Annotated in this window: 25 protein-coding genes; 18 read left to right on the top strand and 7 right to left on the bottom strand. The window is 67.8% G+C overall.

Annotated elements, in window-relative coordinates:
• The first annotated feature begins 156 nt into the window (after positions 1-156).
• Positions 157-999, top strand: coding sequence for an undecaprenyl-diphosphate phosphatase (locus tag ITJ67_RS08305; RefSeq protein WP_104241188.1), 843 nt, complete (start codon positions 157-159; stop codon positions 997-999).
• Between the two features lie 64 nt (positions 1000-1063).
• Positions 1064-2380 (top strand): cysteine--1-D-myo-inosityl 2-amino-2-deoxy-alpha-D-glucopyranoside ligase, encoded by a 1317-nt coding sequence (gene mshC / locus ITJ67_RS08300; RefSeq protein ID WP_160071724.1) that lies wholly within the window; start codon positions 1064-1066, stop codon positions 2378-2380.
• A 45-nt stretch (positions 2381-2425) separates the two neighbouring features.
• On the opposite strand, the gene ITJ67_RS08295 is transcribed toward mshC, so the two are convergent.
• On the bottom strand, positions 2426-3571 hold the full coding sequence (locus ITJ67_RS08295) for a proteasome assembly chaperone family protein (protein WP_323741426.1): 1146 nt from the start codon (positions 3569-3571) through the stop codon (positions 2426-2428).
• Between the two features lie 87 nt (positions 3572-3658).
• Here ITJ67_RS08295 and ITJ67_RS08290 point away from each other — a divergent pair, with 87 nt between their 5' ends.
• From ITJ67_RS08290 to lnt, 11 genes are all read left to right on the top strand, one after another.
• The gene (locus tag ITJ67_RS08290; protein WP_160071722.1) at positions 3659-4399 is read left to right on the top strand and encodes an HAD family hydrolase; all 741 of its coding nucleotides are present in this window, start codon (positions 3659-3661) and stop codon (positions 4397-4399) included.
• Positions 4396-5451: a tRNA (adenine-N1)-methyltransferase gene (locus ITJ67_RS08285; RefSeq protein ID WP_194677298.1), complete on the top strand. Its 1056-nt coding sequence runs from the start codon at positions 4396-4398 to the stop codon at positions 5449-5451. The genes ITJ67_RS08290 and ITJ67_RS08285 overlap by 4 nt, the downstream gene beginning before the upstream one ends.
• Positions 5448-6443: a hypothetical protein gene (locus ITJ67_RS08280; RefSeq protein WP_160071720.1), complete on the top strand. Its 996-nt coding sequence runs from the start codon at positions 5448-5450 to the stop codon at positions 6441-6443. The genes ITJ67_RS08285 and ITJ67_RS08280 overlap by 4 nt, the downstream gene beginning before the upstream one ends.
• 51 nt (positions 6444-6494) lie before the next feature.
• A complete protein-coding gene (locus ITJ67_RS08275) occupies positions 6495-7412 on the top strand; it encodes an FKBP-type peptidyl-prolyl cis-trans isomerase (RefSeq protein WP_194677297.1) in 918 nt (305 codons plus the stop codon).
• Between the two features lie 9 nt (positions 7413-7421).
• Positions 7422-8447, top strand: coding sequence for a helix-turn-helix transcriptional regulator (locus tag ITJ67_RS08270; RefSeq protein WP_194677296.1), 1026 nt, complete (start codon positions 7422-7424; stop codon positions 8445-8447).
• Positions 8444-9415, top strand: coding sequence for a helix-turn-helix transcriptional regulator (locus ITJ67_RS08265; protein WP_194677295.1), 972 nt, complete (start codon positions 8444-8446; stop codon positions 9413-9415). Before ITJ67_RS08270 ends, ITJ67_RS08265 begins: the two co-directional genes overlap by 4 nt.
• A gap of 106 nt (positions 9416-9521) precedes the next feature.
• Positions 9522-9839, top strand: coding sequence for a hypothetical protein (locus ITJ67_RS08260; RefSeq protein WP_146080545.1), 318 nt, complete (start codon positions 9522-9524; stop codon positions 9837-9839).
• A gap of 4 nt (positions 9840-9843) precedes the next feature.
• Entirely contained in the window at positions 9844-10179 is a 336-nt protein-coding gene (tatA, locus tag ITJ67_RS08255; protein ID WP_160071716.1) for a Sec-independent protein translocase subunit TatA, read from the top strand.
• Between the two features lies 1 nt (position 10180).
• The gene (gene tatC, locus ITJ67_RS08250) at positions 10181-11050 is read left to right on the top strand and encodes a twin-arginine translocase subunit TatC (protein ID WP_236558406.1); all 870 of its coding nucleotides are present in this window, start codon (positions 10181-10183) and stop codon (positions 11048-11050) included.
• Positions 11047-13497, top strand: a complete 2451-nt coding sequence (locus ITJ67_RS08245; protein ID WP_160071715.1) for a DEAD/DEAH box helicase — start codon at positions 11047-11049, stop codon at positions 13495-13497. Before tatC ends, ITJ67_RS08245 begins: the two co-directional genes overlap by 4 nt.
• A gap of 20 nt (positions 13498-13517) precedes the next feature.
• Positions 13518-15038: an apolipoprotein N-acyltransferase gene (gene lnt / locus ITJ67_RS08240; protein WP_194677294.1), complete on the top strand. Its 1521-nt coding sequence runs from the start codon at positions 13518-13520 to the stop codon at positions 15036-15038.
• 124 nt (positions 15039-15162) lie between these two features.
• Here lnt and ITJ67_RS08235 read toward each other — a convergent pair whose 3' ends face one another.
• Together ITJ67_RS08235 and ITJ67_RS08230 are read right to left on the bottom strand one after the other, a co-directional pair.
• Positions 15163-15531 (bottom strand): RNA polymerase-binding protein RbpA, encoded by a 369-nt coding sequence (locus tag ITJ67_RS08235; RefSeq protein WP_068479689.1) that lies wholly within the window; start codon positions 15529-15531, stop codon positions 15163-15165.
• Positions 15532-15630: 99 nt separating this feature from the next.
• Positions 15631-16401, bottom strand: coding sequence for a glycerophosphodiester phosphodiesterase family protein (locus ITJ67_RS08230; protein ID WP_194677293.1), 771 nt, complete (start codon positions 16399-16401; stop codon positions 15631-15633).
• 52 nt (positions 16402-16453) lie between these two features.
• On the opposite strand from ITJ67_RS08230, the gene ITJ67_RS08225 reads away from it, so the two are divergent.
• Positions 16454-17233: an SDR family oxidoreductase gene (locus ITJ67_RS08225; protein ID WP_228502436.1), complete on the top strand. Its 780-nt coding sequence runs from the start codon at positions 16454-16456 to the stop codon at positions 17231-17233.
• A 97-nt stretch (positions 17234-17330) separates the two neighbouring features.
• Here ITJ67_RS08225 and ITJ67_RS08220 read toward each other — a convergent pair whose 3' ends face one another.
• Both ITJ67_RS08220 and ITJ67_RS08215 read right to left on the bottom strand, forming a co-directional pair.
• Positions 17331-17795, bottom strand: coding sequence for an SRPBCC family protein (locus tag ITJ67_RS08220; RefSeq protein ID WP_160071712.1), 465 nt, complete (start codon positions 17793-17795; stop codon positions 17331-17333).
• Positions 17796-17815: 20 nt separating this feature from the next.
• Positions 17816-17995 (bottom strand): hypothetical protein, encoded by a 180-nt coding sequence (locus tag ITJ67_RS08215; RefSeq protein ID WP_160071711.1) that lies wholly within the window; start codon positions 17993-17995, stop codon positions 17816-17818.
• A gap of 147 nt (positions 17996-18142) precedes the next feature.
• Between ITJ67_RS08215 and ITJ67_RS08210 the strand changes: the two genes are divergently transcribed.
• The 3 genes from ITJ67_RS08210 (at position 18143) to ITJ67_RS08200 (ending at position 21691) form a co-directional block, all read left to right on the top strand.
• Positions 18143-18289 carry a hypothetical protein gene (locus tag ITJ67_RS08210; RefSeq protein ID WP_194677292.1) on the top strand — a complete coding sequence of 49 codons (147 nt, stop codon included), beginning with the start codon at positions 18143-18145 and terminating at the stop codon, positions 18287-18289.
• A gap of 211 nt (positions 18290-18500) precedes the next feature.
• Positions 18501-19547, top strand: coding sequence for an LLM class flavin-dependent oxidoreductase (locus ITJ67_RS08205; RefSeq protein ID WP_194677291.1), 1047 nt, complete (start codon positions 18501-18503; stop codon positions 19545-19547).
• Positions 19548-19675: 128 nt separating this feature from the next.
• Positions 19676-21691, top strand: a complete 2016-nt coding sequence (locus ITJ67_RS08200; protein WP_194677290.1) for an ABC1 kinase family protein — start codon at positions 19676-19678, stop codon at positions 21689-21691.
• Here ITJ67_RS08200 and ITJ67_RS08195 read toward each other — a convergent pair.
• Positions 21673-23130, bottom strand: a complete 1458-nt coding sequence (locus ITJ67_RS08195; protein ID WP_194677313.1) for an amino acid permease — start codon at positions 23128-23130, stop codon at positions 21673-21675. The genes ITJ67_RS08200 and ITJ67_RS08195 overlap by 19 nt on opposite strands.
• Positions 23131-23217: 87 nt before the next feature.
• Between ITJ67_RS08195 and ITJ67_RS08190 the strand changes: the two genes are divergently transcribed.
• Positions 23218-25161 carry a potassium transporter Kup gene (locus tag ITJ67_RS08190; RefSeq protein WP_194677289.1) on the top strand — a complete coding sequence of 648 codons (1944 nt, stop codon included), beginning with the start codon at positions 23218-23220 and terminating at the stop codon, positions 25159-25161.
• On the opposite strand, the gene ITJ67_RS08185 is transcribed toward ITJ67_RS08190, so the two are convergent.
• The gene (locus tag ITJ67_RS08185; RefSeq protein ID WP_194677288.1) at positions 25158-25649 is read right to left on the bottom strand and encodes a hypothetical protein; all 492 of its coding nucleotides are present in this window, start codon (positions 25647-25649) and stop codon (positions 25158-25160) included. The genes ITJ67_RS08190 and ITJ67_RS08185 overlap by 4 nt on opposite strands.
• Positions 25650-25739: the final 90 nt, after the last annotated feature.

Genomic DNA, 25739 nt, shown 5'->3' with positions numbered 1-25739 from the left:
GGGGCGTGCCCGGTTCGGGCACGCCCCCGCTCCACATCCATTCGACTCCGGGGTGCCCTCCGCGCCCGACTCCCGGATTCGTGTTAGCGTGCGCCGGGCCCGACCTGACCTCGACCGCGGCCGCAGCAGGAAATCTCTCTCGAAAAGGCAGTGGCAATGAACTGGTTTGACGCCGTCATCCTCGGACTCGTGCAGGCGCTCACTGAGTTCCTCCCGATCTCCTCGAGCGCGCACATTCGCATCGTCGGCGAGTGGATCGGCGTGCAGGACCCTGGGGCGACGTTCACCGCCATCATCCAGCTGGGTACCGAGGCGGCCGTCCTTGTCTACTTCTGGGGCGACATCAAGCGCATCATCTCGCGCTGGTTCGGCTCGCTTCGCGGCAGTGTTCCCCGGAGCGATCCGGATGCGCGCATGGGCTGGCTCATCATCTTCGGCTCGATCCCGATCGTCGTCCTCGGCTTCCTGCTGCAGAGCCTGATCCGGGACCAGTTCAGGTCGCTGTGGATCGTGGCGTTCACGCTCATCATCTTCGGCGTCATCCTCGGCCTCGCCGACATCTTCGGGAAGCGCGCGAAGGCACTGCAGGACCTGAACACGAGAGACGGCATCGTCTACGGGTTCGCTCAGGCGCTCGCCCTCATCCCCGGCGTCTCGCGCTCTGGCGGCACGATCACGGCTGGACGCATCATGGGCTACGACCGCCCGTCGGCTGCCCGCTACAGCTTCCTCCTGGCCGTGCCAGCCGTCTTCGGCTCGGGCTTCTACGAGCTCGTCTCCGCGTTCGGAGAGACGGAGGGGGCCCAGGCGCCCGTCGTCGGAACGATCATCGCGACGATCATCTCGTTCGTGGTCGGCCTCGTCGTCATCAAGTACCTCATGGCGTACCTCAACAAGGGCAGCTTCCTGCCATTCGTGGTGTACCGAATCGCACTCGGGACGCTCATCATCATCCTGCTGTCGTTCGGGCTCATGGACCCGACGAGCGGCGCCGCCTGACGCTGACACGCGGTGGGGAGTTCCACTCGACGGTGAAGGCTGGGGCGCGACATAGGATGTCCCGGTGCGAACCGTTCCCTCGTGGCCCATCCCTGCAGTCCCCTCGGTAGCCGGCAACGGCGGTGGTCCGATCAGGGTCTTCGACTCGGCGAGCGGACGTGTGCAGGACACCGTCACCCCCGATGGGATCGCGACCCTCTACGTCTGCGGGATCACCCCATACGACGCGACGCACCTCGGCCACGCGGCCACGTACCTCGCGTTCGACACCCTCGGACGCGCCTGGCGCGATGCGGGTCTCGAGGTCAGGTACGCGCAGAACATCACGGACGTCGACGACCCACTCCTCGAGCGCGCCGCCAAGACGGGGCGCGACTGGCAGGAGATCGCGACCTCGCAGACCGACCTCTTCCGTTCGGACATGGCCGCGCTTCGCGTGCTGCCGCCCGACGCGTACGTTCGGGTGCAGGACAGCATCGCCGAGACGGGCGACGCCATCGCGAAGCTCATCGACGCGGGACTCGCCTACCGGGTCGCCGTCGCGAGCGACGCGGCGCCCGCTCCTGTCACGGAGCTCGGCGACGTGTACTACGACGTCGCGGCCGCCGAAACCGCCAGCAGCTGGACGATGGGCGACGTCTCCGGGTACACCCCGGCCGAGATGGAAGCCGCATTCCTCGAGTTCGGGGGAGACCCCGACCGTGAGGGCAAGCACGGCCCCTTCGACCCACTGCTCTGGCGCAGCGCGCGAGACGGCGAGCCCGCCTTCGAGAGCGCCGTGGGACTCGGTCGTCCCGGTTGGCATATCGAGTGCTCCGTCATCGCGACACGCACGCTCGGGGCCCCGATCTCGGTGCAGGGCGGCGGCCGGGACCTTCGCTTCCCCCACCACGAGCTCTCGGCCGCGCACGCGATCTCGCTGACCTCGGCGGACTCGAACGGCTCAGCCGCCGACTTCGCGCGAGCGTACGCGCATGCTGGCCTCATCGCCTACGACGGAACCAAGATGTCGAAGTCCCTCGGCAACCTCGTGCTCGTCTCGCGGCTCACCGCCGATGGCGTCGATCCCATGGCGATCAGGCTCGCGATGCTCTCCCACCACTACCGGAGCGACTGGGAGTGGACCGACGCGGAGCTCGAGCGCTCGAGCGAGCGCCTGTCTGCCTGGCGCGAGCGGGCAGGGCGGTCGACCACCGGAGCGGTCTCGCCCGAGCAGAGCAGCTTCGTCACGCGGATGCGGGCTGCGATCGCCGAGGATCTGAACACCCCAGCAGTCGTCGAGATCGTCGACGAGTGGGTTCAGGCGCCTCCGGCCGACAGAGACGGCGACGTCGCCAGGCTCGTCGACGCTCTCCTGGGTGTGAGCCTCACCAGCGAGTAGCTCCGAGCAGGATCCTGGCTCGGAGACCCGCCGCTCCTGGCTGGGTCAGTCCTCGGCGTCCTCGGTACCCTCGGTTGTCTCACCGTCACGGTCGCGGGGTTCCCGGCCGGGACCGCCTTCGGTGTCCTGGGCGGCATCGGACTCGGGCTCGGCGGCATCCGCATCCTGGGCGCCGTCCTCGGGCGTCGCTCGACGGTCGCCTCCCATGGGCCGCTGCGCGGTCCCGGAGAGATCCGTCGGGAACGCCCCTGGCCCCGGCTGCGGCTTCTTCCCGGCCGCCTGCTCGAGGAAGCGCTCGAACTCCTGCGCGATCGCCTCCCCGGACGCCTCAGGCGCCTCGACCATGTCGCGCGTCCGCTCGAGGTAGCCGACGTACTGCGCGATCTCTTCGTCCTGCGCGGTCGCCTCCGTCACCTCCGCCTCCCATTCTGCGGACTCGGTGACGAGCTCGCCGTGGGGGATCGAGACATCAACTATCTCGGTGAGTCGGTCGACGAGCGCGAGCGTGGCCTTCGGGGACGGCGAGTGATGCGCGTAGTGGGGAACGGAGGCCCAGAGCGAGAGCACCAGCATGCCGCGCGAACGCGCTTCCTCGCCGATCGCCGACAGCACCCCCGTCGGGCCCTCGTACTCGCTGCGGTCGATGTCGAGCTCTTCCCGGACCGCAGCGTCGTCGCTCGACATGAAGATGGTGATCGGTCGGGTGTGGGGTACGTCAGCGAGGAGCGCGCCGACGAGCACGATGCGTGTGATGCCCTCCCGCTCGCACAGGTCGACGACGTGCTTCGTGAAGCTCCGCCACCGCAGCGTCGGCTCGGGGCCGATGAGCACGAACACGTTCTCGCCGTTGTCGGAGCTCACGGAGAGCCCCGCGTCTGCCGCGAGCTCCGTGGTCTCGACCGGGGCATGCGTCTCCGAGGCCTCACGAAGCGGGATGCCACTGAAGGCGACGCTCGGCCACTGGATCTTCCGGATGCCCTCCACGCCTGCCTTCATGACCGGGCGGTGGATCGAGTAGTCGAAGAACGACTCGTCGTCGATGTCCTCGATGAGGCGGTCCGCGCCGATAGCCTCCTGCAGCGATCGGACGGCGCTCGAGGCCGCATCGCCCGCGTCGTTCCAACCGAGCAGGGCGACCACGAGCAGTCGGCCTCGCGCAAATGGTGTGGTGGCCTCGCTGTGATCCGTCACCGTGCTCCTCGCCATGGATGGACTGTCGTCCAAGGATACGCGGCGGGGCGTCGGCAGCCGCCCGGCCGCCCCGTAGACTGTCGCCCCGTGGCTCCTTCGAAACTTCCCGCCGCCGTCCTGTGGGACATGGACGGCACCATCGTCGACACCGAGCAGTACTGGCAGACCGCCCAGCTGAACCTCCTCAGCGACCACGGCCTGCCTCCGCTCACCGAAGAGCAGGAGCTGGGGATGGTGGGCTCGAGCATGGCCGACGCGTCCGAGTTCTTCGCTCGCCTCGGCGTCAGGCTCGAGCCGCAGGCGATCGTGGATCACATGAACTCGACCGTCATGGCGAGCATCCTCAGGGAGCTCGACTGGCGGCCCGGAGCTCTGGAGCTGCTGACGGACCTGCACGCTGCGGGCATCCCGAACGCGCTCGTGACGAACTCGACGCGCATCCTCGCCGACGCAGTCGTCTCGACGCTCGACGCCCCGCTGTTCACGATCGTGATCGCTGGCGACGAGGTCGACAACGGCAAGCCGCACCCCGAACCTTACCTCCGCGCGGCCGAGCAGCTGGGCGTCGCACCGGAGAGCTGCATCGCGGTCGAGGACTCGCGCCGCGGCCTCGAGGCCGCTCGGGCCGCCGGATGCGCGACGATCGGCATCCCTCACGGCCAGACGCTCGAGGCGCACCACGCGCATCTCGTGACGCACACGCTCGAGGGCATCACCCTCGACGAGCTCGGCGAACTCGTTGAGCGCGTCGCAAGCGCAGCGGCGACGGGACAAGACGCACAGACGGCAGACGACGCCGCCAACCGAGAAAGCGAAGCACAGCTATGACCCAGACCGACATCGGCGGACCCTTCCGCGCTGGAGACCGCGTGCAGCTGACCGGCCCGAAGGGGCGCGTCAGCACCCTCTACCTGGAGCCAGGCAAGCGCTACTTCATGCACAAGGGCATGATCGACCACGACACGATCATCGGCGTCGACGAGGGCTCGGTCATCGCCGCGACCGACGGGGGCCAGTACCTGGCGCTGCGTCCGCTGCTCGAGGACATCGTCATGTCCATGCCGCGCGGTGCCGCCATCATCTACCCGAAGGATGCCGCGGCGATTCTCGCGAAGGCCGACATCCGCCCTGGTGCACGCGTCATCGAAGCCGGCGTCGGCTCGGGCGCGCTCTCGCTCTGGATCCTGCGCATGCTCGGGGGCACGGGCTCGCTCACGTCCTTCGAGCGCCGGGAGGAGTTCGCCCAGGTCGCGGAGGGCAACGTCATCAGCGTCATGGGCGAGAAGCCGGACAACTGGAACCTCGTGCTCGGCGACCTCGCCGAAGCGCTCCCCGCGCAGCACGCCGACGGGACGGCCGACCGGGCCGTGCTCGACATGCTCGCCCCCTGGGAGTGCCTCGAGGTCGTCGCGGACGCCCTCAAGCCCGGCGGAGTGCTGCTCTGCTACGTTGCCACGGTCACCCAGCTGTCCCGCGTCGCCGAGGCCATCCGCGCAACCGGACTCTTCACCGATCCGAATGCCGACGAGACGATGGTCCGCGGCTGGCACGTCGAGGGCCTCGCGGTGCGTCCCGACCACCGCATGATCGGTCACACCGGCTTCCTGCTCACCGCCCGCCGCCTCGCGGATGGCGCCGTCCTGCCGAACCTCAAGCGCCGAGCCTCCAAGTCGGACTTCAGCGACGAGGACGTGGAGATCTGGACGCCGGGATCGCTGGGCGACCGACAGGTGAGCGACAAGGTGCTCCGCAAGCGCGCCAGACTCGCGCAGCGCGGCGCGGCCATCACCTCGGGGCAGGGCAGCGAGCCGGCTGCCCCCGAGACGCAGCAGGACGACACCGAGGCGCAGAGCACCCGACCAGAGGGAGAAAGCGAATGAATCGCACACGAATCCGACTCGCGGGGGCCGCGCTGACCGCGTCCGCCGTCGCGATCGCCCTCACGGGCTGCGTCACCTGGCCGGAGAGCGAGCTCGACGTCGCGGCGTGCGAGCTGCCCGGGGTGGAGGGCACCGCGTCGACGAGCATCTCGGCGGACGGCGCATTCGGCGAGCTCAGCGGTGCGACCCTGCCGCATCCGCTGTCGGTGACCGCTCTCGAGACCACACGTGACGGCGTCGGAACCGGCGACCCGGTCACTCCGTCCGGAGTCGTGCGAGCCAACTTCGAGCTGCTCGACGGCGCCGGCGGCGAGGTGCTCGTTCCCTACAGCCCGACGGTTGCGGATGAGTCCGGCGCCTCGGCGCCCACGAGTGTTGCGACGATCGCGAACACCTTCCCTGGGCTGGCGGAGGCGATCGAGTGCTCGCAGACCGGCGAGCGCGTCGTCGCCGTCATGCCCGCGAGCATCCTGTTCGGCGAAGCCGCGGCGTCGACGGGCGTCGACCCGGCCATGACGATCGTCGCCATCGCCGATGTGCTCGACGTATACCCGTCGAGTGCCGGTGGGCGCATCGCCGCCCCCGAAGACGGCATCCCGGCCGTCGTGACGGCGCCGAACGGCACCCCGGGTGTCACCATGCCAGCCCAGGACCCGCCAGCAGCCCCGAAGCGACACGTGCGCATCGACGGCTACGGCTCCCCGGTCGCCGAGGGCCAGGCAGTGACGATGCAGCTCTCGGCCTTCGACTGGACGACGGGCGAGCAGGTCGCATCCACGTGGACGCCCGGCAACAACGTGCTCCAGCTCACTATGGCACCCACAGACGGGCTCTTCGGCCTGAGCCAGGAGATCGTCGGCACCCCGGTGGGCTCGCAGCTCGTCGTCGTCCTTCCTCCCGAGCGCCTCGCGTCCCAGCCAGGGCCGTTGAACGCCACAGCCACGCAGGGACGCACCCTGGTCTTCGTGATCGACATCCTGGCCGCCGAGTAGCGACCAGGCCGACTCCCCAACCTCCCTCCCGACTCCACGCAAGGCGGATCAATGCAACGACGTCTCCCCGCGATCGCCGCGGCCCTCCTCATCTCGCTCGGCCTGGCCTCATGCGCCGGCAGCTCGACCCCCGCCGCGAGCGGAGACGCGCTCAACGGCGTCCAGGTCAGCGGTGAGTACGGCGCAGCGCCGAGCGTCGAGATCGGCGACGTTGCAGGTCTCGGCGAGGAGATGGAGCGCCGCGTCGAGATCGAGGGTGACGGCGAGGAGATCACGCTCGATTCCACGGTCGCCGCGAACCTCACGGTGTACGACGCAGGCACGAAAGCCGAGGAGAGCCCGTACGCGCCGCTCGGGCAGGTCCTCGACCTCAACGCGGAGGGCATCCCGGGCTACCTCACGGGGCTCTTCGATGGCGTGACTTCCGGCTCGCGCGTCGTCGCTCTCATCCCCGCGGCCCTGCTCCTCGAAGGAACGGCCAACGCCGGAGCGACGGACACGCCTCCCGCGCTTGTCGTCGCAGACGTGATCGAGGTCCCGGAGACGCGGGCCACGGGAGCCGAGCAGGCATCGACCCAGACGCTCGTCACGGTGACGGATGCAGCCGAAGGCGCTCCGCAGGTCACGATCGTCGACGGTGCGACTGCGCCGGACGAGCTGGTCCTCGAGACACGCAAGCTCGGCACCGGCCCTGTCGTGGCGGAGGGCAGCTCCGTCGTCGTCCAGTACACGGGCGTCCTCTTCGCGACGGGCGAGACGTTCGACAGCTCCTGGGACCGCGGCACCCCAGCCCAGTTCTCCACCACCGGTGTCGTCGACGGCTTCGCGCAGGCCCTGGTCGGCCAGACGGTCGGCTCGCAGGTCGTTGCCGTCATCCCACCCGCACTCGGCTACAAAGACCAGGCGAGCGAGGCGATTCCCGCCGGCTCCACGCTGGTCTTCGTCGTCGACATCCTCGGCACGATCTAACATCGAGGCGTGGCAAGCGAGCGAACACCCCGAGCCAAGGCGCCCTCCGCTGCTGAGCGCCAGTTCTCGCTGGTCCTCGCGCTCCTGACGACCGAGCGAGGACTCACGAAGAGCGACATCTTCGAGACCGTGCACGGGTACTCGGGCGACGGCAGCGGGAGTGCGGCTACCGCGCGCGAGAAACGATTCGAGCGCGACAAGACCGAGCTGAGAGACCTCGGCGTTCCCGTCGAGGTCATCGACGACCCTTCGGCGCCCGGCAACAACCAGCTCGCTCGCTACCGGGTTCCTCAAGGCGGGTTCTCCATGCCGGCAGGACTCGAGTTCGATGCTGAGGAGACGGCCTTGCTCGCACTGGCCGCTCAGGTGTGGCGCGAGGGCTCGGTCTCGCAGGAGTCGAGGCGCGGCCTCATGAAGCTGAAGGCGCTGGGGGAGACCACCAGCGAGGACCTCGTCGGCGTGGCACCGCGCCTTCGGGCTCGCGACGCGGCCTTCGAGCCCCTCTCGACAGCCATCGAGGAGGGGCGACTCGTCTCGTTCTCGTACGCGAAGCCCGGCGAGGAAGCTGCGCGGGTTCGCCGGGTCGAACCGCTTGCGCTGGTGTTCGCCGACGCGAACTGGCTGCTCGTCTCCTACGATCTCGACCGGGCCAGCGAGCGCATGTTCCTCCTGGCGCGCATCCTCTCGACGCCGAGGACACTCGGCGCGGTCGACACGAAGCGCTACCCGGGCGTGACCCCTGAACAGCACGCGGCACGAGCGCTCGACGCGCTGGCGGAACTCGCGCGCAGGCAGCGCGCGCGACTCGAGGTCCGTGAGGGCTCGGACGCGGAGGTCAGGCTCCGCTCCGTCGCGTCCGCGGCCGACACCCCCTGGCGCGAGATCGAGCTCGGCTACACCGACGTGGACCTCCTCGCGAATCGCCTCGCGTCCTTCGGCTCGGAGGTCCGTGTGCTCGAGCCTGAACAGCTCGCCAAGCTCGTCGAGGCGCGTCTGACCGCGGTCGTCTCCGACCACAGCGAGGTCGCCCCGTGAGCCCCTTCGTCTCCGCCGACCGTCTCGCGCTCCTCGTGTCACTCGTGCCGTACCTGCGCCAGCAGGAAGCAGCGGTGCCCGTCGAGACCGCGGCGAGGCACTTCGGCGTGAGCACAACGCAGGTCCGGGATGCGGTCCGACTCATCGCGGTGTCCGGCACACCGGGAGATGCGGGGGTCTACAGCCACCTCGACCTCTTCGACATCAACTGGGATGCCTTCGAGGCGCACGACCTCATCGAGGTGACCCACTTCGTCGCCCTCGAGGAAGCGCCGCGCATGTCCAACCGAGAAGCGGCAGCCGTGATCGCCGGCCTCGGGTTCCTGCGCAGCCTCCCTCGACTCGTCGATGAGAACCGCATCGACGATCTCCTCCGGAAGCTCGGAGCGAGCGGCGCAGCGCCCCACTTCGCCTTCGGCTCGACCGCTGAGCCTCCTGCTGCCCGCGACGCCGTCTCAGCGGCTCTCGCCACGCGAACGCGCCTGCGCTTCCGATACCGGCGCGAGGACGGCGAGGAGAGCATGCGCCACGTGGATCCCTTCACACTCGAGACCCTGGGCGGCGACCTGTTTCTGCGCGGCTGGTGCCTGGAGCGCGACGCCGAGCGCGTGTTCCGGCTCGACCGAATGCGCGAGGCGGTGGTCACGGATGTTTCTGCCGAGTCTCATCCTGCGGTCGAGACGTCCCGCCCGATCTTCACGCCGAGCGAGGATCATGTCCTCGTCACGATCGAGGCTGGAGCCGCTGTCCTGCCGCTCCTGCGCGACTACCTGCCGCCGGGTCAGCCCGCGCCGGCTGTCGACGAACGTGGACGCGCTACCGTGCAGGTCCGGATCGCCTCGATGCGACATCTTGCCCGTCTTATCGCCGGGAACGCGGGGGAGATGCGCGTCATGGCGCCCGCGTCCGCGCGTGCTGCCGTCGCCGACTGGGCTGCTACGGCGCTCCGCGAGCACGACGAGCGCTGAACCCCGACGGCGGGCCGACGCCGGGTGACTGGCGATTCAGCGCAGACCAGGTATCGTTGGAGTCACTATGCCGTGGTGGAGTTGGGTTCTCATCTGGGTGGGCCTCGTGCTCATCCTGCTTGGCGTGCTCGGTGCACTGGGCTACTGGCTCTTCAAGAAGGTCGTCCTCCTGCAGGGCGAGCTGGCGGGCCTCGAGGTTCTCCTCGAGGCGTTCGAGAAGCGTGCGCAAACGCTCGTCTCATTCACGCCTCCACGGAGCAATGCGATCGTTCGCGGTCTCCGCGAGGTCCAAGTCGAGCGAGGTGCGCTGAAAGAAGCGCTCGACGAAACCAAAGAGCAGCGTCACGAGCAACGCCTCGAGCGTGGCCGTGAGCTGACGACCGCAGACCCGTTTCAATATGAACACCTTGTGAAAGGCAACTGACACCATGCCGAATCTGACTGGCCCACACCTCATCATCATCCTGGTGATCGTCCTGTTGCTCTTCGGCGCCCCGAAGCTCCCGGGCCTCGCGAAGAGCATCGGACAGTCGATGCGCATCTTCCGCGGTGAAGTCAAGAACATGAAGAAGGACGACGAGGTCGACGGCACGCCGTCGACAGACGTGTACTCGCAGCCTGCTGCCGCTGCGCCACAGGCGCCCGCCGCGCCGCAGGCACCTGTGACGCCTCCCGTTCAGAACTCCGCTCCGGCAGCGCCGGCTCCTGAGGCGCCCGCTGCCCCGAGCTCCGACGCCAGGGGCACCACTGGTCCATCCAACTGACGTGACCCTCCAGCCAAGCGAGGGGCCGTCCCCGGTCGAAGCACCGAAGGCGACGCCGAAGAGAGCGAAGAAGGACCGCAGGCGCGATCCTGACGGGCGCATGCGCCTCGCGGAGCACCTCATCGAGTTCCGCAACCGGCTCATCATCTCCGCGATCGGCATCGTGCTCGGCATGGTGGGCGGCTTCCTGCTCACGGACTGGGTCTTCAACCTGATGGCCGCCCCCATCCACGACATCGCTGAGACCCGCGGTCGAACGGCGGACCTGAACTTCCAGAGCATCACGGGCGCCTTCGATCTGCGACTGCAGATCTCCCTCGGCCTCGGTGTGATCCTGTCCTCGCCGGTCTGGCTCTACCAGATCTGGATGTTCGTCGTCCCCGGACTCAAGAAGAACGAACGGTGGTACGCCATCGGCTTCGTGGGGACGGCGATCCCGCTGTTCCTCGCTGGTGTCTGGGTCGCCTGGCTGCTGATGCCCCGCATCGTCGAGGTCATGGTCAGCTTCGCGCCTGAGGACAGCGCGAGCCTCATCAGCGCTGGCGACTACTACAAGCTCATCATGACGCTGTGCATCGCGGTGGGCATCGCCTTCGTGCTCCCGGTGATCCTCGTCATGCTCAACTTCGCGGGCGTCATCACGGGCTCAGCGATTCTCAAGGGGTGGCGCACGGCCGTGCTGCTCGTCGCGCTCTTCGCGGCGATGGCAACGCCGTCGGCTGACGTCCTCTCCATGTTCTTCCTGATGGCCCCAATGCTCGGCCTGTACTTCCTCGCCGTCGGCATCGCCATGATCAACGACCGACGGCGCGCGAAGAAGCACAAGAAGTTCGAGGCCGAGCTGGCGGCGGCCGAAGCGTCGGCTGCATGACCCCGAGCCCGTCCGAGCGCTTCGCGGCCAGCAGGTCCCGCGCTCAGCTGCAGCAGTTCGAGCTGTTCCGTCGCGAACTGAGCTTCGACCTCGACGAGTTCCAGATCGCGTCCTGCGCGAGCGTCGAGGCCGGCAAGAGCGTGCTCGTCGCGGCGCCGACGGGCGCTGGCAAGACCGTCGTCGCCGAGTTCGGCGTCTTCCTCGCCATGCGCCAGCCGAACGCCAAGATCTTCTACACGGCGCCGATCAAGGCGCTGAGCAATCAGAAGTTCAGCGAGTTCGTGCGCCGCTACGGCGAGAGCGAAGTCGGCCTCCTCACGGGAGACGTCAACATCAACCCGCGCGCGCGGATCGTCGTCATGACCACCGAAGTGCTGCGGAACATGCTCTACGCGGGCAGCGACCTGCTCGACGATCTCGCGTACGTCATCATGGACGAGGTCCACTACCTCGCCGACCGGTTCAGGGGTGCCGTCTGGGAAGAGGTGATCATCCACCTTCCCAGCGAGGTGCGACTCATCTCGCTGTCGGCGACGGTCTCGAACGCCGAGGAGTTCGGCGATTGGCTGCAGACTGTGCGCGGCGACACCGACGTCATCGTCTCCGAGGAGCGACCCACTCCGCTGTTCCAGCACGTGCTCGTCGGCCAGCGCCTCTACGACCTCTTCGAGACCCGTGACGGCGACATCGCCGACCGTGTGAACCCCGACCTCGTCCGGGCCACGCAGGGCGGCGGCGGGCGGCGCGAAGACGGCCGCGACCGCGACCGCGTCGGACGCAGGGGCCGGGGGAGCAGCTGGAAGGAGCAGCGATTCCAGACGGCCAGGGCCGACCGAGCGGGCCTGACCCGCATGCTCGACGATGCCGACATGCTGCCTGCCATCAACTTCATCTTCAGCCGCAAGGGGTGCGACCAGGCCGTCTCCCAGGTGCTTCGCGCCGGCGTCTCGCTGACGACTCGCGAGGAACGCGACGAGATCCGCTGGATCGTCGAGGACCGCTGCCGCAACCTCCTCGATCAGGACCTCGCGGTCCTGGGCTACTACGAGTGGACGGAAGCCCTCGAGCGCGGCATCGCCGCCCACCACGCGGGGCTGCTGCCTGCGTTCAAGGAAGTCGTCGAGGAGCTCTTCCAGCGCAAGCTCGTGAAGCTCGTCTTCGCGACCGAGACGCTAGCGCTCGGCATCAACATGCCGGCCCGCACGGTCGTGCTGGAGAAGCTCGAGAAGTTCAACGGCGAATCGCGAGTGCCCATCACTCCCGGCGAGTACACGCAGCTGACCGGACGAGCAGGCCGCCGTGGCATCGACATCGAAGGCCACGCAGTCGTGCAGTGGGTCGGCGGAATGCATCCCCAGGCGATCGCCTCGCTCGCCTCGCGTCGCTCCTACCCGATGAATTCGAGCTTCAAACCGACCTTCAACATGGCGGTCAACCTCATCGACCGGTTCGGACGCGCGCGTACCCGCTCCGTGCTCGAGTCATCGTTCGCGCAGTTCCAGGCGGACAGAGCAGTCGTCGACCTCGCGAAGCGAGTGCGTCAGCAGGAGGAGGCCCTCGCGGGCTACGAGGACGGCATGAACTGCCACCTCGGCGACTTCTTCGAGTACTCGCGCATCCGCCGCGAGCTCAACGATCTCGAGCGCAAGCGCATCCCCCACGACGAGGCGCACCAGCACGCCGCGCGCGAGCGCAGGCAGGCGAAGCTGACGCAGCTCCAGAACGCCCTCAAGCGGCACCCCTGCCATGTCTGCCCGGACAGGGAGCAGCATGCTCGCTGGGGTGAGCGCTACTGGAAGCTGAAGCACGACAACGACAAGCTGACCCGGCAGATCGAGTCGAGAACGGGCGCCGTCGCGCAGGTCTTCGACCGGATCACCGAACTCCTGCTGGATCTCGGCTACCTGGCCCCCGCCGACAGCGGCGACAAAGACCTCGCCGTGACCGACCACGGCCGCACGCTCGCGCGCATCTACGGCGAGCGTGACCTGCTCATCGCCGAGTGCCTGCGCAGACAGGTGTGGAACGAGCTGAACCCCCAGCAGCTTGCCGCCATGGCTGCAGTCCTCGTCTACGAGCCGCGCCGCGAAGAGGAGACCCTCGAGGAGTACCAGCTTCCTCGCGGAGCGTTCCGCGGGGCCATGCAGACCACCGAGAAGCACTGGCAGTCGCTCGACGAGCTGGCCGAGAAGTACCGCGTGCCACGCTCGTCGCGCCTGGCCACGAACCTCGCCCCCGCCATCTTCCACTGGGCGCATGGCGCCGAGCTCGAGCGAGTCCTCGAGGAGTCGAACCTCGCGGCGGGCGACTTCGTGCGGTGGTGCAAGCAGGTGCTCGACGTGCTCGACCAGATCGAGAAGGTCGCAGAGGGCAAGTTCGCGACGACAGCCCGACAGGCGTCCAGCAGCGTGCGTCGGGGCATCGTTGCCTATTCGGGGGTGGGGTGAGGTCCGTCTGGCTCTCCCTGATGGCTGCCGTTGCGGGTGGCCTGCTGCTGAGAGCCGCCTTCCCAGGACCCGCGCTGTGGCCGCTTGCCTTCGTCGGCATCGGGCTCGTGCTCTGCTCCCTCATGCACCGTTCCGCCGGAGGAGCGTTCCTCGTGGGCCTGGCCTCCGGGCTCGCCTACTACTTCCCGCTCATCGCCTGGGCTTCGCTCTTCCTCGGCCCTATCCCGTGGAGTGCGCTGAGCATCCTCTCGTCGCTGTTCTGGGCCGGGGGAGCGGTGCTCATCGCGCTCGCCTACCGTCGTCTCACGGCGCGCTGGGAGGGCGGCGCGCGACGCTTGGTCCTCGTCCCGGCGGCGGTCGCGGGGCTGTGGACGCTGCGCGAAGCGATCTACTCGGCCTGGCCGTACGGAGGCTTCGCCTGGGGGAGAGTGGCACAGTCGCAGTCGGCGAGTCCCTTCGCTGAGCTCGTGTCGTGGCTGGGACTCTCGGGCATGGGCTTCGTCATGGTCTTCCTCGTAGCGCTGGCCCTGGAGCTGGGGCGGGCCCGGGTCAGACCCGTGACCTGGGCGACGGCTGCAGCAGCCGTTCTCGTCGTCGCGGTTGTCCCCATCTACCCGACGAACGAGATCGGTTCCGCGCGGATCGCCGCGGTCCAGGGTGACACCCCAGAGGCCGCCTACTTCGTCGACGGAGACCCCGGAGACGTCTTCCTCGGCCATGTCGATGCGACCCTCACCATCCCGGATGACGCCGATGTCGACGTCATCCTGTGGCCAGAGGGCTCGATCGACCTCAACCCGAAGACCTCGACCGGAGTGCGCCGCACACTGGACCAGCTGAGCGAGCAATACACTGCCCCGATCGTGGCGAACGCCGTGACGGTCGAGGAGGGCGCGACCGCCGACGACGACCGGTTCTTCAATTCGCAGTTCGTCTGGGACGCGGAGAACGGCTGGGGCGACCAATACGACAAGAAGCACCCGATTCCGTTCGGCGAGTACGTCCCGGATCGCGAGTTCTGGTACTCCTTGGCCCCCGACCTGATCGGCCTGATCGGGCGCGGCTATTCGCCGGGGGAGCGCGACAGCATCCTCGAGGTCGGTGACATCAGGGCAGGCACCTACATCTGCTACGACATCGTCGATGACGTGCTGATCCGCGACGCGGTCCTCGAGGGGGCCACCGTGCTCTTCGCACCGAGCAACAACGCCGACTTCGGGAAGACCGACGAGCCGGCACAGCAGCTCGCGTTCGCACGGCTGCGCTCGATGGAGACGGGCCGCTCCATCGTGCAGGCGTCGACCGTGGGCTTGAGCGCCATCTACTCACCCGAGGGCAGCGTGCTCGCCGAGCTGCCCTGGTACGAGCCAGGTGTCATGATCGTGGATGTCCCGCTTGCCGATGGCCTCACCCCAGCGGTGCTGTTCGGGCGCGGTATCGAGGTCACCCTCGCGGTGCTCGGGCTGGGCCTGCTGGTCGGCGCAGGGAGCTCGAAGACGCAGCGGATGAGCATCGCGACCGCGCGCATCCCGCAACGCTAGCCGAGCCGGATCAGTCCGAGACGGACGAGGCGGTGGTGCGGCGACCGGACACACGAAAGGGACGAAGCCTGGAGGCCTCGTCCCTTTCGACAGTCACGGTCGCTCGCTGAGCGACCTGCGGGGGTCAGACGTCTTTCGCGCCCTTGGTTCCGCGCCGTGAGCGCAGGAACGTGAGCCGCTCCTGGAGGACCTCTTCGAGCTCCTCCCGCGTGCGACGCTCGAGCAGCATGTCCCAGTGAGTGCGCTGGTGCTTCTGCTCCGGCGCCTCATAGGCGACCTGCTCGCCGCCCTCGTCAAGCAGACGACCCTCGTTGCCGCTCTTCGGCGACGCCCAGACCTCGGGCACCTCCGCTTCAGCGGCGAAGGTGACGGCGAAGCGCTCACCCAGGGTCGTCTCGTACGTTCGCACCTGGCGGTCGACAAGGACAACGCCCTCGTCACTCTGCAGGCTCTGTGCGCCGAGCCGCATTCCGCGCAGACTCCGATCAGCCATTGCTGACCTCCTCTCCTCGTCAGTGCGGTTCTACTTCTATCGTCCCAACGTCCCATTGTGCCGGGGTATTCCCGCGCGTTCCCTCTTTTCCTTCGAAACTCACACATTCCTGCGGCTTCGAACAACCTCGACGGCAAGATCCGCGCGATCCGTCACGAGACCGTCGACGCCTCGGTCGAGGAGCTCCGCCATCTTCGACGGGTCGTTGATCGTCCATACGTGCACTTCCGGAACGTGGCGGTGGAAGGCTCGCAGCCTCGCGGGGGAGAGCAGGTCGATGCGCGCGGCTCGCTCGGGAATCTGCACCGCAGAGACGCCCCGGAGCGCTCGATGGAGCATCCGTCGCGACCGCAGTGACATTGCGACGAGCGCAGCTGCGATGGCGGAGCTCGCGGCACCGCGAGCTGCGTCTGGAATGAGGTTCGCGGTCAGCTGCAGGCGACGAGCTGAGAAGGACGTGACGAGCACTCGTCGCTGCGCGTTGGCCCGTCGCACGGCGGCAGCGACGGCGTCGACCGCATCCGCTGACTTCACGTCGATGTTGAATCGAGCCTGGGGGAACGCGTCGAGTGCTTCATCGAGGGGCAGCAGCCGCGCGCCAGGAGTGCGCCCGGCCGAGGTCAGCCGCGAGAGCTCGGCGACGGGGGAGTCGGCGAGGCTGCGATCGCTCCCGTCGAAGCCCTCGAGGGTCGCGTCGTGCCAGAGCACCGCGCGCCCGTCGCTCGATGCTCGCGCATCCGTCTCGATGTGCGTGGCGCCGACGTCGAGGGCGGCACGGAAGGCTTCGCTGGTGTTCTCAGTGGCCCGCAGCGCGAGCCCGCGGTGGGCAAGGACACGTGGGGGAGCGCCATCCAGGTACGGGTGCTGCATGCGTCCTACGGTAGTGCGCCCGGCCCTCGTCACGCCCAATAGAATCGAGCACATGGCTGAACAGATTCTCAACCCGCTGGCCGCCGGAGCACTCGAGGGCAAGCGCGCGCTTGTCACGGGTTCCTCCCGCGGCATCGGCGCGGACACCGTCAAGTTCCTCGCGCAGGCTGGCGCCAAGGTCGTCGTGAACTACCGCAACAAGGAAGCGCGGGCCGTCAAGCTCGTCGACGCGATCTCGGCCGATGGCGGCACCGCGATCGCCGTCGGCGCCGACCTCACTGACGCCGCGAGCCGCCAAGAGCTCTTCTCGACCATCGAGCGCGAGTATGGGGGCCTCGACGTGCTTGTCCTCAACGCCTCCGGCGGCATGGAGTCGGGCCTCGGCGAGGACTACGCGCTGAAGCTCAACCGCGACGCGCAGGTCGAGACGCTCACGGGCGCCCTCGAGCTCATGCGCGACGGGGGCCGTGTCGTCTTCGTCACGAGCCACCAGGCGCACTTCATCCGCACGACGCCGACGATGCCCGAGTACGAGGCAGTCGCCAGCTCGAAGCGCGCAGGGGAGGATGCTCTCCTCGAGCGCGTTCCGGAGCTCGCTGAGCGTGGCATCGAGTTCGTCGTCGTCTCCGGCGACATGATCGAGGGCACGATCACCGCCACGCTGCTCGATCGCCTCAACCCGGGCGCGATCGCCGCCCGTCGCGAAGAAGCCGGCAAGCTCTACAACGTGCAGGAGTTCGCAGCCGAGGTGACGAAGGCCGTCATCGAGCCGGTTCCCGCTGACAACATCCGCCTCATCGGCGACACATCGGGCTTCGCAACCGGAGCCTAGACGCGGGGATCCTGCCTTCACGAATGACCATGCCCGGACCATCTGGTCCGGGCATGGTCATTCCTGGTATCGCCGAGGAGCGTCGACGACCTGGAGGTCAGGCGTTCTTGAGCGAGTTCGTCGCGAGCTTCCGGCCTGGTCCATCCTCGAACAGCTCCTGGAGCTGGAGGAGGTGCTCACGCCAGCCATCGCGGTACTTGGCCACGTGGATCTCGGCATAGTCACCGCGGGGGAATCCCTGCTCGAGCACTCTCACCTTGCTCTTCTTGTCCTTCTGCTGGACAACGATGAGAACGACATCGGTCTCGAAATCGCCGGATTTCGTCTTCCACGTGAAGTGGAGTTCCTCCGGGGCGTCGATCTTGGTAATGTTTCCCGTGGTGATCCGGGGTTTCTTCTTACCGGGTCGAAGTGACCGAGCCGTGATCTTCGCGCCACGTTTGGTCTTGAACTCGGAATCGGCCCACCAGAGCTCGCGCAGGTCTTCATCGACAAGCGCTTGCCAGATGAGCTCAGCTGGAGCTTTGATCCGAACGCTGATGTCGATGCTGGGGGTGAACACCGCGCGGGAGGCTTCGGTCGCTACTTGCGGCTTTGTCCCACGAGCTGCCACGGGATGAAGAGTGCCAGCGAGTTCAGCAGGATGCCAGCCAGGAAGACCAGGAGGCGAAGTGTGTCGCCGTCGACCTGGAACGCCAGGCCGTAGCACCAGAGTCCGGCGCCGAAGATGATGATGCAACCGATGGCAATCAGAACGCTCACGAGTGTCGGCTCCCAGGATCTCGATGTGGCTCAGGCCACGAAGTCTGCCACGGCGAAGTACTCACCGTGCACTCACAGCCTACTTGATCACCGAGGCAGAACTGGCGCAGGCCAGCCTAGGTTCCACTACATCCGATAATGCACATTATGACATTACGAGCAGACTGTCTGTCCTCGTTCGCCGCGCCACGCCTCCTCCCCGCCGTCGACAGCATCCTGCGGCCAGGCCCGCACCCGCTCGATCCGGTCCCGGTCTGCCTCGACGACGACGCTGTACGGCTCACCGAGCTCTGACGGAGTCGACGCCCCGGGCGATTCGCCCGAGCCGATCGAGAATCACGCCAGAATCGATCGAGCACGGAGCCTGCTGCGCGAAGGATAAGACGCGCGAACGCTCTTGCGCGGCCATCGGACGAGATCGGGCTTTTCGTCGTCTTACCGGTCTTTACGTCGCGTGACCCAGGCGCCATTCGAACTCCCCGGCCAGCGGGATGCTGAGGGCATCATGAGCGAGTCAGACACGCACCCCGCAGCCACCACCCGCAAGCGCCTCTCCTTCCTGGCCTTCGTCGAGCACACGCGCGTGTCCTCGAACCGCTCGCTCGGACTCCAGGAAGGCCTCGAGCTCTTCGAGTACGCGGAGGACCTCGGCTACGACACCGGCTACGTGCGTCACCGCCACCTGGAGACGTACCTCTCCTCGCCGTTCACGTTCCTCGCGGCGGTCTCGCAGCGTGCGAAGCGAATCCGGATCGGAACGAGCGTCACTCCCCTGCGATTCGAGCAGCCCGTGCGGCTCGCCGAGGACGCGGCGACGCTCGATCTGCTCTCGGAGGGCCGGCTCGAGCTGGGGCTGAGTTCCGGGTACGCGGCCACGGAGTCGACGTTCTCGCAGGCATTCGGCGAGATAGAGGGAGATGACATCAGGGCGCTCGTCGACGCTCGACTCTCGAGCTTCCTCGTCGCGCTCGAGGGGCGCACGGTCGCGACGGCCGAATCGGATCTCTCGTTTGCAAAGGCGGGTGCCGAGCTCACCGTGCAGCCGCACAGTCCGGGCCTGCGAGACCGCGTCGCCTACGGCGCTGGTGGCGGCACCAGTGCGAAGAAGACCGGCACGCGCGGGCTGCGGCTCCAGCTGTCGACGCTCAACACGGAAATCGGCGAGCTCGGCTTCGAGGACACCCAGGCCCAATCGATTCGCACGTACCGCGAAGAGCACGCCAAGGTGCGCTCATCCCCCTCCTTCGCGTCCGTGAGTCGCGCCATCGCGCCCTTTGATTCGACGACGGAACGCGCTGAGCTGGAGTGGCTGCTCGAGCGCGACGCCGAGCGCGCAGCCAATGTCGGCGAGGGGCCGCTGCCCTTCCAGTTCGGCCGGGTCGCGCACGGATCAGGCGAGCAGATCGCCGAGGCGCTCATCGACGATGCGGGCATCCACGCGGCTGACGAGCTGGTCATCGCACTCCCCTTCGATTACCCGGCCGAGACGCAGCGGCGCATCCTGCGTCAATTTGCCGAGGACGCCGCGCCCCACCTCCCCTTCCTGCGCTGACTGGAGTCACCGCCGGAGCGCTGCAGCTTGCGGCCGAGCGGCAGGACAGGCACGGTTCGACCCCTGGCGTGGCCTGACGATCGGCCTTGCCGCTAGCCTGGGCGGGACCCCACACCACGAGGAGCGCCGTGTTCGCCAACGCCCTGCTGATCGCCGTCGCCATCCTCGCCGCCATCCTGGTTGGGCTCGTCGCCCGCCGGGTCCTCGGTGTGCCGATCGGCTACATCCGCTCGATCATCGTCGGTGCGCTCGTCGTGATCGCCTCGATCCCGTTCGGCAACTGGATCATCCGGGAGACGGGCGTCGACCAGCTCGAAGACGGGGAGACCAATTTCACGGTCGTCGTCGTTGTCGTCCTCCTCGCCGTCTCGTGGATCTTCGCGCTTGGCGTGCTGATCCTCGTGGCCCTCGAGGCGACGATCCCGACCAGGGCCTTCCCCAACCCGATCGAGCTCGTGCGCTCCGCGATTCGCCGCAGGAGCCGCACGAAGCGGTACCTGCAGATCCTCACGATCGCCTCGCGCGACGGCGCAGGGTGGCTCCTGCACGGACGCCGGAGCACTGCCACCGAGGGGCGCACGACCGCTCAGCAGCGAGCGGATGCGCTGGTCACGACGATCAACAACGCCGGCGTCACCTTCGTGAAGCTCGGCCAGGTGCTCTCGACGAGGCGAGACCTCGTGCCAGAGCCCTACCTGTCCGCCCTCGCTCGGCTGCAGTCGAACGCCACGACCGTGCCATGGCCCGAGATCGAAGCGGTGCTCAAGAGCGAGCTCGGGGTGCCGCTGGACACCGTGTTCGGGGAGATCGACTCCACTCCCCTGGCCGCGGCCTCCGTCGCCCAGGTGCACCGCGCCCGCCTGGTCGACGGCACACCCGTGGTCGTCAAGGTCCAGCGACCTGACGCGCGTGCGCAGGTCGAGGCCGACGTCGACATCATCGGGCGCCTCGCGGACCGCGCGGAGACTCATACGGCACTCGGCAGGGAGATGCGTCTCTCCGCGATGGCTGCCGGCTTCACGACCACGCTCGCTGAAGAGCTGGACTACCGGGTCGAGGCCCGCAATGTGCACATGATCGAGAGCACGATGCGCGACATCCACGCGGGGTCGCCGAGACTCCAGGAGATCGCTGTCCCCTCCGTCTACGCCGCGGCAAGCACCCGCAGGGTGCTGACGATGGATGTCATGGACGGCAGCCCGCTGAGCTCAGCTGACGAGCGGCTCGGAGCGCTCGGCCCGGAAGCACGCCATGACCTCGCTCAGACGCTCATGGAGACAGTTATCGAGCAGATCCTCGTCTACGGCGTCTTCCACGCGGATCTGCATCCAGGGAACGTGTTCATCCGTGACGACGGCTCGCTCGGCCTGATCGACTTCGGGGCGATCGGGATCGTCCAGCGAAGTCAGCGCGAACATCTTGCGGCCTTCCTCCTCTCCGCGGCGAGCGACGACGACGTGTCAGCGGCAGATGCGCTCCTCCTCATCGTGGATGCGCCGGAGGACCTCGACGTCGACGCGTTCCGACACGACATCGGGATAGCGCTCACCTCGGTCCAGCACTGGCCGCGCGGAGAGGGATCGATCTTCACGATGATGCTCGACGTCATCCGGAAGCACCACCTGGCGCTTCCCTCCACCTTGGCGTCCGCGTTCCGCAGTTTCGCGACGCTCGAGGGCTGCCTGCGAGTGATCGAGCCCGACTTCGACTTCGTGCAGCGGGCGCTGCCGTTCGTGCCCGAGCTGCTGAAGCAGCTGCTCGCCCTCAAGCGGGTCATCGGCACGGCTCAGGCGAAGGCCGCCGTCGCTGCCGCATACGCGGCGCGAATGCCGAACCGCATCGACACGATCGTCTCGAAGCTGGAGGACGGCGAGTTGAGCGTGCGAGTGAGTCCGTTCTCGGACCGCCAGGACCGCAGCTGGCTCGGCGGGCTGGTGAGCCGGGGAATCGACACCGCGGTCGCGCTGACTGCGGTGATCCTCGCGATCGTGCTCGTGGTCGCGGGAGGCGGCCCGACACTGGCTCCTGGCCTGGAGCTCTTCAACCTGCTCGGCGCCGTGATCGGCCTCCTCGGCTTCTTCGGGATCCTCCGCTCGATGCTGAGGTCCATCGTCGGCGCGCGTGGTCAGGCCTTCTCCGACTGAGACGGTGAGCGCTCTTCCGCTCTGGCGCGCGCGACCCGCTTGCTGATCACGAACCGCCACATCAGCCCGAGGCCGAGGAACCAGAAGGGCAGGACGATGAGGCCCGCACGAGTGTCCTCCCCCAGGAACAGCGCGACCAGGATGAAGGCGAAGAACGCCAGCACGACCCAGGGCATGAAGCGTCCGCCCGGCATCTTGAACTTCGAGGCCTCATGGAGCTCAGGACGCTTCTTCCGGAACATGAGGTAGCTGACCAGGATGAACGTCCAGGTGGCGATGAAGTTCAGCGAGCTCACCGAGGTCACCACGGTGAACGCGGCCATCACGTTGTCACCGAGAGCCAGCACCGGGAGGGCCGCGAACAGGAACGCCGTCGTGAAGAAGACGCCCTGCGTCGGCACGCCGCGTGCATTCAGGAGCCCGAACCGCCGGGTGGCCTGACCGTCCTTCGCGAGGCCGTACAGCATCCGCGTCGACGAGTAGAAGCCGGAATTGGCGCTCGAGGCCGCCGACGTCAGCACGACCAGGTTCACGACGATCGCCGCGGCCGGGAAGCCGATGAGTTCGAACATGGACGTGAAGGGACTCACCCCGGGCTCGATCAGGTTCCACGGAGTGACTGACATGATGATGACCAGGGCCCCCACGTAGAAGACGAGGATGCGAACGACCACCGAGTTGATGGCCTTCGGCAGGTTCTTCTCCGGGTCCTCAGCCTCGGCTGATGCCGTTCCGACGAGTTCGATGCCGACGAAGGCGAAGACCCCCATCTGGAACCCCAGGATGAAGCCGCTGATCCCGAACGGGAACATGCCGCCCTGATCCCACAGGTGGGAGACGGACGCCGTCACACCGTCCGCACTCGTGAACCCGGTCACGAGCAGGACGATGCCGACGGCGATCAGAGCGAGGATCGCGACGACCTTGATGATCGCGAACCAGAACTCCGTCTCGCCGAACGCCTTCACGGGCTGCAGGTTCAGGAGGAGCAGGCCGATCGCCGTCGCGATCGCCGGTGCCCATGCAGGGATGTCGTCGTTGAAGAACGCCACGTACCCGGTGATCGCCACGATGTCGGCGATGACCGTGATGACCCACGCCAGCCAGTACGTCCAGGCGACCACGTACCCGGCCCAGGGCCCGATGAGGTCAGCAGCGACATCCCCGAAGGTCTTGTATCCGAGGTTGGAGAGCAGCAGCTCCCCCAGCGCGCGCATCACGAAGAAGAGCGCGAACCCGACGATGGCGTACACGAAGATGATGGAGGGACCCGCGAGACTGATCGTCGTCCCCGAGCCGAGGAAGAGCCCCGTTCCGATCGCACCGCCGATGGCGAGCAGCTGCAGGTGGCGGGACTTGAGCCCACGTCGGAGACCGTCGTTGCCCGTCTCATCGCCGTGTGGATGCTGCGCTTCGGTCTGGATTGCCCTGCTGGTCACCGGAACCCCCTCGATGCTGGTCGATGCCGAACCCACGAATTCTAGTAGTGGCTCAGGAAGCTCGACTACCGGGTCTACATTGGTCGCATGCACGATCTGCGCACTGCGCGACCCGAGGCCGCCGCCGCCTCTCACCACCGCACAAGCGGCACCCTCCTCGCCCGCTCGGCGGTCGGCGTCGCCGCCATCGGCATCGTCTTCGGCGACATCGGCACGAGCCCCCTGTACGCGCTGCGGGCGGTGTTCTCGGAGCATGACGGTGTCGTGCAGCCCAGCATCGCGCACGTGTACGGACTCATCTCGCTCATCATCTGGGCCGTGACGTTGCTCGTGACCGTCAAGTACGTCCTCTTCGTGCTCAGGGCCGATCACGAGGGCGAGGGCGGCATCCTTGCGCTCTCGACCCTGATCGGGCGCCGACTCCGCGGGTCCCGGCGCGCCATGGCCGCGACGACCCTCGTCGGCATCATCGGCGCCGCCCTGTTCTTCGGGGACAGCGTCATCACCCCGGCGGTCTCTGTGCTCTCCGCGGTCGAGGGACTGGAGATCGCGCTTCCCGGCACCGAGGCGCTCGTCGTCCCCATCGCGCTGGCCGTGCTCGTCGGGCTCTTCGCGCTGCAGCGCTTCGGCACGGGTGGCATCGGTCGCCTCTTCGGGCCGATCATGCTGATCTGGTTCATCACCCTCGCGTGCCTCGGCATCCCCCACATCCTGGCGCATCCCGAGATCCTGGCGGCCTTCTCCCCGCACCACGCCATCGCCTTCATCATCGGCGAACCGCTCATCGCGGGCGTCGCCCTCGGCGCTGTCGTGCTGGCCGTCACCGGAGCGGAGGCGCTCTACGCGGACCTCGGCCACTTCGGCCGCTCCCCCATCTCGAAGGCGTGGCTCTTCGTCGTCTTCCCGGCTTTGACGATCTGCTACCTCGGGCAGGGCGCCCTCGTCATCGAGGATCCGTTGGCCATCGACAACCCGTTCTTCCGGATGGCACCAACCTGGGCCGTGTTCCCCCTCATCGGCCTCGCGACGCTCGCGACGGTCATCGCGTCCCAGTCCGTCATCTCCGGCACCTTCTCTGTCGCGAGGCAGGCCATGCGGCTCGGCTTCCTCCCGAATCTCACGGTCAAGCACACGTCCCGCGCGTCCATCGGGCAGATCTACATCCCGGTCGTCTCGCTGCTCCTGCTCGTGCTGATCATCGGCGTCGTCCTCGGGTTCCGGAACTCGGAGAACCTGGCGGCCGCCTACGGCCTGGCGGTCACCACCACGTTCCTGCTCACCTCCTCGCTGTTCATCGTGTACCTCCGCCTCGTGTGGGAGTGGCCCTGGTACCGAGTCCTCATCGTGACGGTCCCCATCGTCGTCCTCGAGCTCGCCTTCTTCGTGTCGGGACTCGTGAAGTTCTTTGCCGGTGGCTGGCTCCCGCTCGTCCTGGCTGGTGCCCTCATCCTGACCATGCTCACCTGGAAACGCGGTCGCGAGATCGTCACCGGACGACGGGAGCGCCTCGAGGGCACACTGCAGGAGCTCATGCGCCGCCTGCTCCTGGACCAGCCGACCCGCGTGCCTGGGTGGGCCGTCTACCCGCACGGCGGGGCACGCACCGCTCCCCTGGCGCTTCGGCTCAACACTCGCGTCAACCACGCGCTCCACGAGCACGTGCTGCTCGTCCGAGTCGCGACCGCGGACGTGCCCCACATCCCGGAACGTCGGCGCTGCACCATCGACGACATCGGGCCGGCCCCGGAGGGCCTCGTGCACATCACCCTGACGTACGGGTTCCTCGACCGCCGCGACGTTCCCCTCTCACTCCGGGACGCACGCCTCGCGGGCACCGTTTCGCAGTTCGACAACGAGAGCGCGATCTTCTTCCTGTCTCGGATCGCCCTCCGGCCGGGCCACGCCAGCGGCATGGCCACGTGGCGCGCCAAGCTCTTCGTACTCATGTCCCGCGGAGCCTCTTCGCCGGCCGCGCAGTTCGGGCTTCCCCCCGAGCAGACGGTTGAGATCTCCCCGCAGGTGCTGCTCTAGGAGCGGTCGGCCTCCGCCTTCGCGAAACCGGTCAGGTATGCGGGCACCAGCACGGACGCCGTGAACAGGAGCGTGAGCACGAAGGTGCACGTCATGACCGTGAGCAGGTCGTAAGCGCCGCCGGAAATCCAGAAGCTGCAGAATGTCGCACCGGCTGCGGCGAGGATCGAATGGCCGATCGCGAGCGGCAGCACCCGCCGGCGCGTGTACGAACGCAGCCCGGTCGACACTCCCCGCTCAGCGGCGAGCGCCGCGACTGCACCGAGGATGCACAGCAGGAGCATCGCCAGCCAGCCGAGGAGCAGCGGCAGGAAGCCGCGCTGATCGAGCTGCACTCGACCGACCTCGGTGAGCAGCGCATAGCCGAAGAACATGACGAGGCCAACAGCCACGAGCGTCGGGACGAGTCGGCTGAGCACCTCGCGCTGGCTGGGCCGGAACGCGGCGAGGGAGATCGACGGGGAATCTTCGAGGGGGGCGGCGCTCACGCGGGTCAGTGTAGCCGCCGCAGACGACGAGACGGGGCGGCCCGGTGGGGCCGCCCCGTCTCGGAAACGGTGCTGCGTGTCTCGCGGTCG

The organism is Pseudoclavibacter sp. VKM Ac-2867 (assembly GCF_015351275.1).
Taxonomy (GTDB): Bacteria; Actinomycetota; Actinomycetes; order Actinomycetales; family Microbacteriaceae; genus Pseudoclavibacter.
Note: the sequence above shows the minus strand (reverse complement) of the source record. Positions and strands in the feature narration are given on the sequence as shown.